The 13,403-nt window shown below is 65.4% G+C and carries 11 protein-coding genes; all 11 read left to right on the top strand.

The window, feature by feature from the left end:
* Positions 1–1,083 (top strand): potassium-transporting ATPase subunit KdpA (gene kdpA, locus ACXJKO_RS24405; protein WP_457093662.1); only part of this gene is annotated, 1,083 nt, incomplete at its 5' end.
* A gap of 10 nt (positions 1,084–1,093) precedes the next feature.
* Positions 1,094–3,151 carry a potassium-transporting ATPase subunit KdpB gene (kdpB, locus tag ACXJKO_RS24400; RefSeq protein WP_457093661.1) on the top strand — a complete coding sequence of 686 codons (2,058 nt, stop codon included), beginning with the start codon at positions 1,094–1,096 and terminating at the stop codon, positions 3,149–3,151.
* Positions 3,152–3,165: 14 nt separating this feature from the next.
* Positions 3,166–3,786 carry a potassium-transporting ATPase subunit KdpC gene (kdpC, locus tag ACXJKO_RS24395; RefSeq protein WP_457093660.1) on the top strand — a complete coding sequence of 207 codons (621 nt, stop codon included), beginning with the start codon at positions 3,166–3,168 and terminating at the stop codon, positions 3,784–3,786.
* A 22-nt stretch (positions 3,787–3,808) separates the two neighbouring features.
* Positions 3,809–6,490: a DUF4118 domain-containing protein gene (locus tag ACXJKO_RS24390; protein WP_457093659.1), complete on the top strand. Its 2,682-nt coding sequence runs from the start codon at positions 3,809–3,811 to the stop codon at positions 6,488–6,490.
* Positions 6,487–7,179, top strand: a complete 693-nt coding sequence (locus ACXJKO_RS24385) for a winged helix-turn-helix domain-containing protein (protein ID WP_457093658.1) — start codon at positions 6,487–6,489, stop codon at positions 7,177–7,179. Before ACXJKO_RS24390 ends, ACXJKO_RS24385 begins: the two co-directional genes overlap by 4 nt.
* Before the next feature lie 162 nt (positions 7,180–7,341).
* On the top strand, positions 7,342–7,809 hold the full coding sequence (locus ACXJKO_RS24380) for a hypothetical protein (RefSeq protein ID WP_457093657.1): 468 nt from the start codon (positions 7,342–7,344) through the stop codon (positions 7,807–7,809).
* On the top strand, positions 7,810–9,729 hold the full coding sequence (locus ACXJKO_RS24375) for a potassium transporter Kup (protein WP_457093656.1): 1,920 nt from the start codon (positions 7,810–7,812) through the stop codon (positions 9,727–9,729).
* Positions 9,730–10,287: 558 nt separating this feature from the next.
* A complete protein-coding gene (locus tag ACXJKO_RS24370; protein WP_457093655.1) occupies positions 10,288–11,211 on the top strand; it encodes a formylglycine-generating enzyme family protein in 924 nt (307 codons plus the stop codon).
* Entirely contained in the window at positions 11,211–11,714 is a 504-nt protein-coding gene (locus ACXJKO_RS24365) for a hypothetical protein (protein WP_457093654.1), read from the top strand. Before ACXJKO_RS24370 ends, ACXJKO_RS24365 begins: the two co-directional genes overlap by 1 nt.
* Positions 11,715–11,718: 4 nt before the next feature.
* Positions 11,719–12,195 carry a YidH family protein gene (locus tag ACXJKO_RS24360; protein ID WP_457093653.1) on the top strand — a complete coding sequence of 159 codons (477 nt, stop codon included), beginning with the start codon at positions 11,719–11,721 and terminating at the stop codon, positions 12,193–12,195.
* 12 nt (positions 12,196–12,207) lie between these two features.
* Positions 12,208–13,403: sulfatase-like hydrolase/transferase (locus tag ACXJKO_RS24355; RefSeq protein ID WP_457093663.1), on the top strand; the 1,196-nt coding region annotated here is incomplete at its 3' end.

The raw sequence follows: 13,403 nt of genomic DNA, 5'->3' as shown, positions 1-13,403 counted from the left end.
ACCCTGGAGGGCGTCAAGCAGACCATCGCTATCGGTCCCGTCGCAAGCCAGATCGCCATCAARCAGCTTGGCACCAATGGCGGCGGCTTCTTCAACGTGAATGCCGCTCATCCCTTTGAGAATCCGACGGCGCTCACGAATTTCGTGCAGGTCTGGCAGATGCTGGTGGTCTCGGTGGCTGTCGTCTTCGCTTTCGGTCGTCTGGTCGGCGACACTCGGCAGGCGCGCGCCCTGGTCTGGGTGATGGGTGTCCTGCTCGTGGCAGGCATCGCGATCACCTACGCGGCGGAAGCGGCCGGCACGCCGATGCTGCACGCGGCGGGTATCAATCCTGCCGACGGCAACATGGAGGGCAAGGAAGTTCGTTTCGGGCTTGCGTTGTCGGCCTTGTGGGCCGCGGTGACCACCGGCCTGTCCACGGGTGCGGTCAATTCCATGCATGCGAGCTTCACGCCTATCGGTGGCCTGATCCCGATGTTCCTGATCCAGCTCGGCGAGATCCTGCCGGGCGGCGTCGGATCCGGACTCTACGGCATCCTCGTCATGGCGATCATCGCCGTGTTCGTCGCGGGCCTCATGGTCGGTCGCACGCCGGAATACCTGGGCAAGAAGATCGAAGCGAAGGAGGTCAAGATGGCGATGCTTGCCGTCCTTATCCTGCCGACCGCGATCCTGGGCTTCTCGGCCGTCGCCGCCGTGATCCCACAGGGCTTGGCCGGATTGCTCAATTCCGGCCCGCATGGCCTGTCCGAGATCCTTTACGCCTATTCGTCCGCAGCCGGCAACAATGGCTCCGCCTTCGCCGGACTCACCGCCAACTCGCCCTGGTACAACACGACGCTCGGGCTCGCGATGTTGCTGGGCCGCTTCGCCTACATCGTGCCGATGCTCGCCATCGCAGGCTCGCTGGCGGCGAAGACCAGGCTGGAGGCATCAACAGGGACCTTCCCGACCCACGGCCCCCTCTTCATCGGTCTCCTGATCGGCGTGATCCTGATCCTCGGCGGCCTTCAGTTCTTCCCCGCTCTCGCCCTCGGTCCCATCGCCGAGCAGGTGCTGATGCTGGCCGGAAAAACATTCTGACAGGTGCTCCATGAGCAAACATATTCAACCGACCATCTCGATGTTCGATGGAACGATCCTGCGCCAGGCGGTTCTCGACGCCCTCAGGAAGCTCAATCCCGGCGACCTCATCCGTAATCCCGTCATCTTCGTGACGGAAGTGGTGGCGCTTCTGGTGACCGTTCTCTCCGTACGAGATCTCGCGACAGGCGCGTCTGCCTTCTTCACGGGGCAGATCGCGGCCTGGCTCTGGTTCACGGTGATCTTCGCCAATTTCGCGGAAGCCGTGGCCGAAGGGCGCGGCCGGGCCCAGGCTGACACCCTGCGCCAGGCGCGGACGCAGACTGTCGCCAAGCGTCTGTACGACCCTGAACGCAAGGATCTCCACGCCAACGTATCGGCGCTCGACCTCGACATCGGCGATCTCGTGCTCGTCGAGGCCGGCGACCTGATCCCGGGTGACGGCGAGGTGGTGGAAGGCATCGCCTCGGTCAACGAGGCCGCCATCACAGGCGAGTCCGCGCCCGTGATCCGCGAGTCCGGCGGCGACCGCTCCGCCGTCACGGGCGGCACGACGGTGATCTCTGACTGGCTGATCGCGCGGATCACGGCCGCGCCCGGCTCCTCGTTCCTGGACCGGATGATCGCCCTCGTGGAAGGCGCCGAGCGGCAGAAAACGCCGAACGAGATTGCCCTCAACGTCCTGCTGGCGGGCATGACCATCGTGTTCCTCATCGCCGTGGTGACGCTGTCCGGGCTGGGCCGCCACTCCGGAGCCGACGTCCCGGTCCCGGTGCTCGTGGCGCTTCTCGTGACGCTGATCCCGACGACCATCGGCGGCCTGCTTTCGGCCATCGGCGTCGCCGGCATGGATCGCCTCATCCGCTTCAATGTGCTCGCCATGTCCGGGCGGGCGGTTGAGGCGGCAGGCGACGTGGACACATTGCTCCTCGACAAGACGGGCACCATCACCTTCGGCAACCGGATGGCGTCCGAGATCATCCCGGTATCCGGCGTCACGGAGCGCGAGGCGGCGGAAGCCGCCCTCCTGGCGAGCCTTGCGGACGAGACGGCGGAGGGCCGCTCCATCGTGGCGCTCGTCCAGGAGAAATACGGCCAACGGTCTCCGGACCGGAATCCGGAAGGTGCCCGCTTCATCGAATTCTCAGCAACCACACGCCTCTCCGGCGTCGACGTTGGCAACCGGGCCTTGCGCAAGGGAGCGGTCGATGCCGTGCTCCGCTTCGTGCGTGATGCCAGCGGACGCAACGTGTCGGATCAGGGCTTCGCCGCCGCCGTAGACCGCATCGCCCGCTCGGGCGGAACGCCGCTCGGGCTCGCCGACGGAACCCGGCTGCTAGGCGTTATCCATCTCAAGGACGTGGTCAAGCCCGACATCAAGGAGCGCTTCTCCGAGCTGCGCCGCATGGGCATCCGCACCGTCATGGTCACCGGCGACAATCCGGTGACGGCGGCGGCAATCGCCTCGGAAGCGGGCGTCGATGACTTCATCGCCGAGGCAACCCCGCAGGACAAGCTCGATTACATCCGCCGTGCGCAAACGGAAGGACGCCTCGTGGCCATGTGCGGCGACGGCACGAACGATGCCCCGGCCCTGGCCCAGGCGGATGTCGGCGTTGCGATGCAGTCGGGCACGCAGGCGGCCCGCGAGGCCGGCAACATGGTGGATCTCGACTCGAACCCAACGAAGCTCATCGAGATCGTCGGCATCGGCAAGCAACTCCTGATGACGCGCGGGTCGCTCACGACGTTTTCTATCGCCAACGACGTGGCGAAGTACTTCGCCATCATCCCGGCGCTGTTCGTGGCCGCGATTCCCGAGCTCGGGGCGCTCAACGTCATGGGCCTGTCGACGCCGCAGAGCGCCATCCTGTCGGCGGTGATCTTCAACGCCCTCATCATCATCGCGCTGATCCCGCTGGCCTTGCGCGGCATTCCGTACCGTCCCCTGGGGGCCGCAACCCTGCTGCGGCGCAATCTGCTGATCTACGGCCTCGGCGGGCTTCTAGTGCCCTTCATCGGCATCAAGATTATCGACCTCGCCGTAACAGTGATCGGCTGGGCTTAAATTTGGAACCGAACATGTCTCATCTTCGTCCCGCGCTCGTTCTGCTCGTGCTGTTCACGGCCCTGACGGGGCTCGCCTATCCCTTTGCCGTCACGGGCCTCGGGCAGCTCCTTTTCCCCGCTCAGGCGAATGGCAGCCTGATCGTGCAGGATGACCGTGTCGTCGGCTCCGAGCTGATCGGGCAGGCCTTCACGTCCGACCGCTATCTCTGGCCGCGCCCGTCGGCCACCAGCGCTCCCGATCCGACGGATCCGACGAAGACCGTGGATGCGCCCTACAACGCGTCTGCCTCGACCGGCTCCAACCTCGGTCCGACCTCCGCGAAGCTGGCGGATCGCCTTGCGGCATCGTCCGAGACGTGGCGTAAAGCCGGCCTAGCGCAGCCGATCCCAGGGGATGCCGTCACCACCTCGGGCAGCGGCCTTGACCCGCATGTCTCCCCGGCCTTCGCGTTGGCACAGGTGCCCCGCATCGCCGCGGCTCGGAACCTCCCGGAGGAGCAGGTCTGGTACGTGATCGAGATCGCGACCGAAGGGCGGACCTTCGGGATTTTCGGGGAACCCCGCGTCAACGTTCTCCTGGTCAACCGGGCACTCGACGGGCTGGGTTCCCAACGTGGGCGTGATGTATCCTGAGACGACGGAGGCGTAAGCCCTCATGGCCCTGACCGAGATGCCCCGTGCCTCGCCCGATGCGCTGCTCACCCTGGCCAACCGGGAGGGACGCGGCCGCCTCAGGATCTTTCTGGGGGCGGCGCCCGGCGTGGGAAAGACCTATGCCATGCTTCAAGCCGCCCGAACGGTGCGCGATGAGGGAACGGAGGTCACCATCGGCCTCGTCGAAACCCACGGGCGTCAGGAAACCGAGGAGCTCCTTCAGGGCTTCGAGATCCTGCCCCGTCTTGCCGTTCCCTACCGCGGGCGGATGGTGCAGGAGTTCGATCTCGACGCTGCCTTGAAACGCCATCCGGAACTGATCCTGGTTGATGAATACGCCCATACGAATGCTCCCGGCAGCCGCCATCCGAAGCGATGGCAGGATATCGAGGAGTTGCTGGCGGCCGGGATCGACGTCTGGACGACACTGAACATCCAGCATCTCGAAAGCCTGAACGACGTGGTCCAACGCATCACGCGGGTCCGCGTGCGCGAGACCGTGCCCGATGCGGTCTTCGACGAGGCGGACGAGCTGGTCCTTGTCGACCTGCCGCCGGACGAGCTCCTCAAGCGATTGTCCGAGGGCAAGGTCTATGTTCAGGACACGGCCGCACGGGCGGTCGACAACTTCTTTCGCCCTAACAACCTCGTGGCGTTGCGTGAACTGGCGCTGCGCCGCGCGGCCGAGCGCATCGACAGCGACCTGCTGGAGCGGATGCAGGGCAGCGGCGTCGAGGGGCCGTGGGCCGCTGGCGAACGCATCCTGGTCTGCGTCGGCGCCGACGAGATCTCCCCGGCGGTCGTGCGCCACGCCAAGCGCTTGGCGGAGGCGATTGGCGCACCCTGGATGGYCGTGACTGTCGAGCGCCCGGGCGAGAGCCTTGGGGACGACGGGCGAAACCGTCTGAATGATACGCTCCAGCTCGCCGCCCGGCTCGGTGCCGACGAGGCGAAGACGCTGGTAGCCGGCGACATCGTCCAGGAGCTTCTGCGCTTCGCCCGGTTTGAGAACGTCACCCAGATCGTGGTAGGACGATCCCGTGGCGGCTGGTGGTCCGAACTCGTCGGGCGCTCCCTGCCGCACCAACTGGTTCACCACGCCGAGGACATCGCCATTCACGTCGTGACCGCCAAGGACGGGCAGACTCGGAAGGCGCGCTGGCGGGACCGCCTGCCACGGGTGAGGCTGGATCAGCCGTGGACCCCCTTCCTGTGGTCGGCTCTTGCCGTGGCCGGAGCGATTGCGGTCGGGCGGGCGATGGCCTCCGTGGTATCGCTGCCGAATATCTCCATGATCTTCCTGGTGGCGGTGCTGTTCGCCGCCGTCCGGTTCGGGATCTGGCCGGCCGTTGTCAGCTCGATCCTGTCCTTCCTCGGCTACAATTTCTTCTTCATCGACCCGGTCTACACCTTCACGGTCGCGCGCCCGCACGAGCTGCTGGCCCTGTTCATCTTCCTTGGCGCAGCGGTCCTGACCTCTGCCTTGGCCGGGCGGGCGCGGGAACAGGCGGCAGCGGCCGTCAGCCGGGCGCGGGCGACGCGGCGGCTCTACGAGTTCACCCGTCGGCTCTCCAGCTTCCCCAATGCGAGCGCGGTCGCCGAGGGGGCTGCTGTCGAACTGAGTGGATATCTCAACCGGCCCGCGGCGATCCTCCTGCCCGAGGGCGACACCCTTGAACTGGCGGCTTCCTGGCCGCCGGAGGACGAGCTCGACACGGCGTCGGCCTCGGCGGCCCGCTGGGCGTACGAGAAGGATGAGGCGGCAGGCGCCGGGACGGACACGCTGCCATCGGCCCGCTGGCTTTTCCTGCCGTTGCGTTCCTCCCATGGCCGTGTCGGCGTCATGGGCGTCGCTCTCGACGGGTCCGCGCTTGATCCCGAAATCCGCACCCTGGCCGAGACGGTGGCGGAGCTGACCGCGGCGGCGCTGGAGCGGGCGCGGCTGACGCGGGAGATCGTGGCGGCTAACACGGCCGCCGAGTCAGAACGAGTGCGCAACACGCTGCTGGCATCGATCAGCCACGATTTCCGGACTCCTCTCGCGTCCATTCTCGGCGCGACGACCAGCCTGATCGACTATGGGCCGAGGCTGCCGGAGCCTTCCAGGCGGGACCTGCTGGATCAGGTGAAGGACGAGGCGGAGCACCTTGACCGGATGGTCCGCAACCTGCTGTCGATGACCCGGGTGGAGGCCGGTGCCCTTGAGCTCCGCCGCGACTGGGTCGATGTGCGGGAGGCGTTCGACCGGGCTGTGGCTCTCGCTAAGAGACGAGGAGCAACGCAGGCCTTCCGTCTCAATGTCGAGCCGGAGCTGCCTTTCGTTCGGGCCGATCCCTCCCTGCTCGATCAGGCCCTGGCGAATATCGTCGGCAATGCCGTCCGTTATGCGGGACCGGAGGCGCAAGTCGAGCTTGCGGCGCATCGGGAGGGAGGCGAGATCGTGCTGTCCATGACGGACAATGGCCCAGGTATCTCGCCGACACTGCTCCCGAAGGTCTTCGAGAAGTTTGCCCGTGGCCGAGAACAGGATGGTGACGGGGGCCAAGGCACCGGACTGGGACTTGCCATCGCGAAAGGGATCGTCGAGGGGCATAGCGGGTCGATTGCAGCCGAAAGCCCAGTCGCGAACGGGCACGGCACCCGCATCGTGATCCGGTTGCCCCTGGAGGAGCAGAACCCATGACCCATCCGACACGGGTGCTCGTCATCGACGATGAGCCGGCAATCCATCGTTTCCTCCGGCCGGCCCTTGAGGTGAACGAGTACGAGGTCATCAGCGCCGGAACCGCCGGCGWGGGCTTGAAGCGCATCGCCGGCGACGCCCCTGACGTGGTCGTGCTCGACCTTGGTCTTCCCGATCTGGACGGCAAGGACGTGATCGCCCGGGTGCGCGAATGGTCGGACATCCCGATCATCGTGCTCTCGGCCCGCGACCGGGAGGCGGAGAAGATCGCCGCCCTCGATCTCGGCGCGGACGATTTTGTCAATAAGCCGTTCGGGATCGGCGAGCTCATGGCCCGGCTGCGCACGGCCCTGCGCCACCGCATGCAGCGCAAGGGTGAGACGCCCGTCGTCAGCGTGGGAGGACTGGAGATTGATGTGCCCCGGCGTCGGATCACCTGGCAGGGCGAGGAGGTAAACTTAAGTCCAAAGGAGTTCGACCTTCTCGCCTTCCTAGCGCGCCATGCGGGCAAGGTGGTAACGCACAAGCAGATCCTCACCGCCGTTTGGGGCACCGCCCACGAGAGCGACACCCAATACCTGCGGGTCTATATTGGCCAGCTTCGGCAGAAGATCGAGCCGAACCCGTCCGACCCGCGCTTCATCCTCACCGAACCGGGCATCGGCTACCGCCTGCTGGATGCCGTCTAGGCTCCGTCCGAGCGGACGTCTTTATGTGGCCTTTATACTGGGCCCCTCACTTCCCAATCGATTTTTTATGCGCACCTGGCCATGTCTGATCCGAGAGGTCGGGGCTGGATTGCAGGCGTTGGAACGCAGGTTGTCCGGTCCTGACCTGTCGGGACAGCCAAGATGTGGCCGAAGCAAAATCTGGAGCGGGACCTCCGCTCCCTTCTGTCTCGGATCGAGGCGGCCTCCCAACCGCGGACCGGCCTCGTGGCCGATGTGCTGGAATATGCCTGTCCCCGGCTCAAGTCTTCTATCAGACCGAACGCTCTCGTGGAGCGCCTGATCGAAGCTGAGGCTTGGGTTGACCTGGGCTTCTGGCTGATCGGCTGGGAACTGCCCGACTGGGTGATCCATCGCCTCTCCTGCGACGACAGCCGTTGGAACTGTGCGATCTGCGTTCGAGGGCTGGCGATAAATTGGGTCGAGGATGTGGCTGAGTTCCAGCACGGCAATCCGGCCCTCGCGATCCTCGGTGCCTTTGTTCAGGCCCAAGTTCAGAAGGCCCAAGGCCATGGTCCGAGCAATGTCACAGTGTTTAGGCGGATGGATCGGTCCGATGCGGCCGCCATCAGCCATGAGGTGGAGAGATAAATGACCGCAACCGCCTCCAGCCAGCCCCGTCCGGCGGAGCCGACAGTCCAGCCGTCGTCCCCACAGGCGTCTGGCTTCTGGATCATGACGCTCGGGACGCTGGGTGTGGTCTACGGCGACATCGGCACGAGCCCGCTTTATGCGCTGAAGGAGTCGCTCTCGGCCGCGGCGGCGGGCAGCCCTGTCACCCGCGAGATGGTGTTCGGGATCGTGTCGCTGATCCTGTGGGCGCTGATCTTCATCGTGACGATCAAATACGTGCTGTTCATTCTGCGCGCCGACAACAACGGCGAGGGCGGCACGCTCACGTTGATGGCGCTCGCCCAGAGAGCCATGGGCCATAACGTGCTCATCATCACCCTGCTCGGCATGATCGGGGCAGCCCTGTTCTATGGCGATGCCATCATCACGCCGGCGATCTCGGTGCTCTCGGCTGTCGAGGGCCTGACGGTCGCAAGCCCCGCCTTCGCGCATTATGTCCTGCCCCTCAGCCTCGTGATCCTGGTCGGCCTGTTCTCGGTGCAGAGCCATGGCACAGCCCGCGTCGCAACCTGGTTCGGCCCGATCACCGCCGTGTGGTTCGTGCTCATGGCACTCGGCGGGCTGGTTCACATCACGGACGACCCCAGCATCCTGGCCGCGATCAGCCCGACCTACGGCGTCGTGTTTCTCGCCACCCACGGCACGGAGGGCCTGTTCGCCCTCGGGGCGGTGTTCCTGTCCGTGACCGGCGCGGAGGCGCTCTATGCCGACATGGGCCATTTTGGCCGCCGGCCGATCCAGACGGCTTGGCTGGGGCTCGTTCTGCCGTGCCTTGCCCTGAACTACATCGGGCAGGGCGCACTGCTCCTGGCAGATCCGGCCAAGATCGAGAACCCGTTCTTCCTGCTGTATCCCGATTGGGCGCTGCTGCCGATGGTTGGCATGGCAACCATCGCCACCATCATCGCCAGCCAGGCGGTGATCACGGGGGCGTTCTCCCTGACCCAGCAGGCGATCCAGCTCGGCCTGCTGCCCCGAATGGAGATCCGGTGGACGTCCGAGACGGAGAAGGGCCAGATCTACRTGCCCAAGGTCAACTTCCTTCTGCTGCTTGCTGTCCTGTTCCTGGTCATCACCTTCAAGAGCTCCAGCGCCCTGGCGCACGCCTACGGGATCGCCGTTACGGGCACGATGGTGGTCACCGCCATCATGGCGTTCTTCGTGGTCTGGCGGTTCTGGAAATGGCCGCTGTGGCTGTCGGCGGCCGTCATTGCCCCGTTCCTGATCGTCGACACGATCTTCCTGGCCGCGAATGCCCTCAAGATCCCGCAGGGCGGGTGGATGCCGCTGCTAGTCGGTGCGCTGCTGGTCACGCTGATGCTGACGTGGCGGCGCGGTACGCGCATCCTGTTCGAGAAGACCCGAAAAGGCGACGTGCCGCTGCTTGAACTTATTAGCATGCTGGAGAAGAGCCAGCCGCATCGAGTGAAGGGCACAGCCGTGTTCATGACGAGTGATTCCGACAGCGCCCCGGCGGCCCTCCTGCACAACCTCAAGCACAACAAGATCCTTCACGAGCAGAACGTGGTGCTGACGGTGAAGACCGAGGATGCGCCGCGCGTTGCCGATGACAAGCGCGTCCAGATCGAGCACCTGGGTGACTCGTTCTGGCGCGCGACGATGAGCTTCGGCTACATGGAGGCGCCGAACATCCCACGGGGCCTCGCCCTCCTGCGCAAGCAGGGCTTCAAGTTCGACATCATGGCCACATCGTTCTTCGTCTCGCGCCGCTCGATCCGGCCCTCAGTCCATGGCGGTATGCCGTTCTGGCAGGACAAGCTGTTCATCAGTCTCGCCAAGTCCGCGAGCGACGCCACCGACTTCTTCCAGATCCCCACCGGGCGCGTGGTTGAGGTGGGAACCCAGGTGACAGTCTGAATTGGCTCCTGGCCTATGATTAGTAAGAGCACCGGGAATGTCTCGAAATGGCACTCATGAGACGAATGAACTTGGTCAGCTTCGGCGCTTGAGAGCTGACGTTCGCTGGACAACCGGAATGTGAAAGGTTGACCCGAAGCGGCCATTCAGAGCGAAGGCAGGTCGGTGGGCATGGTCCGGTTGATGGCGCCTGCGGGACCGGGCTGCCGCATTGGTTCCTTGCCGCGACCGTCCGTCTGCCTAATTGATAACATAAGTTAATGTTCCTGTGCGCGTTGCAGGCTCCGGGCGAGCCCCCGTTTTTCGATTGCCTTGTTGGCGTGTCTCCAGTTCCGAGTGGTTGCGTAACCCGAGGGAGGAGCCCATGGATCGCCAGGAACCTCGTGCCGCAACCGTCGGCGCGTCCGACCCGCCCGCGTCGACCTGGCGGGCGGTCCTTTCCTCCTCGACACCGCAACTGCGGTCCATGTTCAATGGGCGAGGGAAGCAGGCATGACCCTCCTCGATCCGGGGCCGCATGACACGACTAGATCCCCTGGCGATCCACCGCGCGCCGACATGCTCTGGATTCCGGGCGGCACCTTTGCCATGGGGTCGAACGACCACTACCCAGAGGAAGCTCCGGTGCACCGCGTGACGGTCGACGGCTTCTGGATGGACGCGACGCCGATCACCAACCGCCAGTTCAAGGCCTTCGTCCAGGCCACGGGCCACGTGACGACGGCCGAGAGGGTGCCCGATGCGAGGGACTATCCAGGGGCCAAACGGGAGATGCTAAGGGCCGGCTCCCTCCTGTTCACGCCGCCTGGGCACCCGGTGGACCTGCGTGACTGGAGCCAGTGGTGGACCTTCGCGTTCGGCGTGAACTGGAAACGGCCGTACGGCCCSAACAGCAACCTCAAGGGATTGGAGGACCATCCGGTCGTCCATGTCAGYTACAYGGACGCSCTTGCCTACGCCSGTTGGGCCGGCAAGGACCTGCCGACCGAGGCCGAGTGGGAGGTCGCCGCCCGCGGCGRSCTYSATGGCGCCGAGTTCGCCTGGGGCGACGAGTTTGCGCCCGGCGGTCAGCAGATGGCCAACACCTGGCAGGGGCAGTTTCCCTTCCAGAACACGATGCTGGACGGCTACGAGCGCACCTCGCCCGTCGGGTCGTTCCCGCCGAACGGCTACGGCCTTTACGACATGATCGGCAACGTCTGGGAATGGACCGACGACTGGTACAGCCCGAAGCATCCCGGTGACGCACCCAAGGCGTGCTGCATCCCCGACAACCCGCGCGGCGGATGCGAGGAGAACAGCCATGATCCGCGCGAGCCCGGGATCAGGATCCCCCGCAAGGTCGTGAAGGGCGGTTCGCATCTCTGCGCCCCGAACTACTGCCGCCGCTACCGTCCGGCTGCCCGGCATCCGCATCCCGTCGACACCTCGACCAGCCACATCGGCTTCCGCTGCGTCTTGCGTGAACGGGGAGCGGCTTGATGGCGGAGAGCGTGACGAGAACCCAGGTGGTCATGGCCTGGATGGTGATCATCCTGACCGCAAGCCTCGTCGTGCTCGGCATCGCCTGGTACGGCTTCTCCCTGGAGGTGCATCAACGCTTCTGGCGCGACATCGCCGAACGGCCCGGCGGCCCGATGTCGTTCCGCTTCCTTCTCCAGCCCACGATGGCCATCATTGCCGCCATCCACGACGGCATCAGGGACTCCAGGACCCACCGAACGCCTTACTTGCGAGCCATTCTCCATGATCCCGTCCAACGCGGGAAGGGCTTGCGCGAAGGCCTCTTGGCGACGGCGCGCCTCGTCCTGCTCGGCATCGGCATGGATGCGATCTACCAGTGGCGGGTGCTCGGGACCTTCTACCCCGGGGAGGCGCTGCTCGTGGCACTGCTGCTGGCCGTCGTGCCCTACGTCCTGCTGCGTGGCCTAGTGAGCCGGATCGCCCGCCGCCTCAATCATCCCTCGTCCGGCAGCGCGAGGTGATGCCATGAGGCCGCGGACCGGAAAGCCTCCCGTCGCCGCACAATCCGATCCGGACCGGATCTCGGTCGAGCTCTCGTCGCGGCGCACGGGGATGTCGTTCCAGCGCACGCGCATGAGCGCCGACCGCACGTTGATGTCGGTGATCCGCACCTCGCTGTCGCTGATCAGCTTCGGCTTCACGATCTACCAGGTGTTCGAGAAACTCAGGGATGCGGGAACCATCGCCCATGCCGCCGCGCCCCGCAATTTCGGCGTCGCCCTCGTTGCGCTCGGCATCGCGATGCTCGTCATCGGCATCGTCTACCACGTGCAGTTCATGCTCGGCCTGCGCCACGAGCGCGAGGCGATGACAGCCGCCGGCCTCGTCCACGGCGAGAGCCACTTTCCCGTCTCGCTCACCCTGATCACCGCCGTCGTCCTGCTTGTCGTCGGCGTCGCGGCCATCGTGAGCATGATCTTCCAGGTCGGGCCCTTTGGTTGAGTTTCCAGGACGATTTCAATTCGGCACAACATAGGAAGCAGCGAGATGGCGAAGACCGACACCCCGAACATCRTCATGATCATGGCCGACGACGTCGGCATCTGGAACATCAGTGCTTACCACCGKGGCATGATGGGAGGGAGCACGCCGAACCTCGACCGGATCGCACGCGAGGGCGCGCTGTTCACCGATTACTACGGACAGCAATCCTGCACCGCGGGACGCGCGGCCTTCATCACCGGGCAGACGCCGTTTCGCACRGGGCTGCTGAAGGTCGGCCTGCCCGCGGCGAAGCAGGGCCTGCAAGATAGCGATCCGACGATCGCGCAGTTCCTCAAGCCACTCGGATACGCGACGGCGCAGATCGGCAAGAACCATCTGGGGGACCGCAACGAGTACCTGCCCACGGTCCATGGCTTCGACGAGTTCCACGGCATCCTCTACCACCTGAACGCGATGGAGGAACCCTACTACCCGGATTATCCGAAGGASGAGAAGTTCCTCGCGMAGTTCGGCCCGCGCAACATCRTCAGCAGCGTCGCGACCGACGTCGACGATCCGACCGAGGACCCGCGCTGGGGCCGCGTYGGCAAACAGAAGATCACGGACGCGGGGCCCCTGCCGCCGCATCCGGGCATGGATSCCGCCGCACAGGTGAGCATGGAGGACATCGACGCGGATCTGGTGAAGCKCTCCTGCGACTTYATCGATCGCTCGGTGAAKGCCGGAAAGCCCTTCTTCCTCTGGCAYAACTCCACCCGGTGCCACTCCTGGACGCATCTGTCGGAGAAGTGGGACGGCAAGACCGGCTTCGGCCTGTTCGCCGATGCGATGGCCGAGTTGGACTGGGTCGTGGGCGAGCTGCTCGCCAAGCTGGACGAACTCGGCATCGCCGACGACACGATCGTGATGTTCACCAGCGACAACGGCGCGGAGATCTTCAGTTGGCCGGACGGCGGCAACCATCCGTTCCGCGGCGAGAAGGGCACGGTCTACGAGGGCGGCTTCCGGCTGCCCCTGCACGCGAAGTGGCCGGGCGTCAGAAAGCCGGGCACCAACATCAATGAGATCATGTCGACCGAGGACTGGCTGCCGACGCTCGTCGCGGCCGCCGGCGGCGATCCGGAGCTGAAGCAGAAGCTGCTCACCGGCCACGAGGCGGGAGGGAAGACCTTCAGGAACCATCTCGACGGCTACAACTTCAAGCC

It is taken from the genome of Microvirga sp. P5_D2, from assembly GCF_054049475.1.
Note: the sequence above shows the minus strand (reverse complement) of the source record. Positions and strands in the feature narration are given on the sequence as shown.

Bases quoted from the DNA above. Each gene is read 5' to 3' on its own strand.
- kdpB (WP_457093661.1), top strand. From the start codon at position 1,094: ATGAGCAAACATATTCAACCGACCATCTCGATGTTCGATGGAACGATC.
- kdpC (WP_457093660.1), top strand. From the start codon at position 3,166: ATGTCTCATCTTCGTCCCGCGCTCGTTCTGCTCGTGCTGTTCACGGCC.
- ACXJKO_RS24380 (WP_457093657.1), top strand. From the start codon at position 7,342: ATGTGGCCGAAGCAAAATCTGGAGCGGGACCTCCGCTCCCTTCTGTCT.
- ACXJKO_RS24365 (WP_457093654.1), top strand. From the start codon at position 11,211: ATGGCGGAGAGCGTGACGAGAACCCAGGTGGTCATGGCCTGGATGGTG.
- ACXJKO_RS24360 (WP_457093653.1), top strand. From the start codon at position 11,719: ATGAGGCCGCGGACCGGAAAGCCTCCCGTCGCCGCACAATCCGATCCG.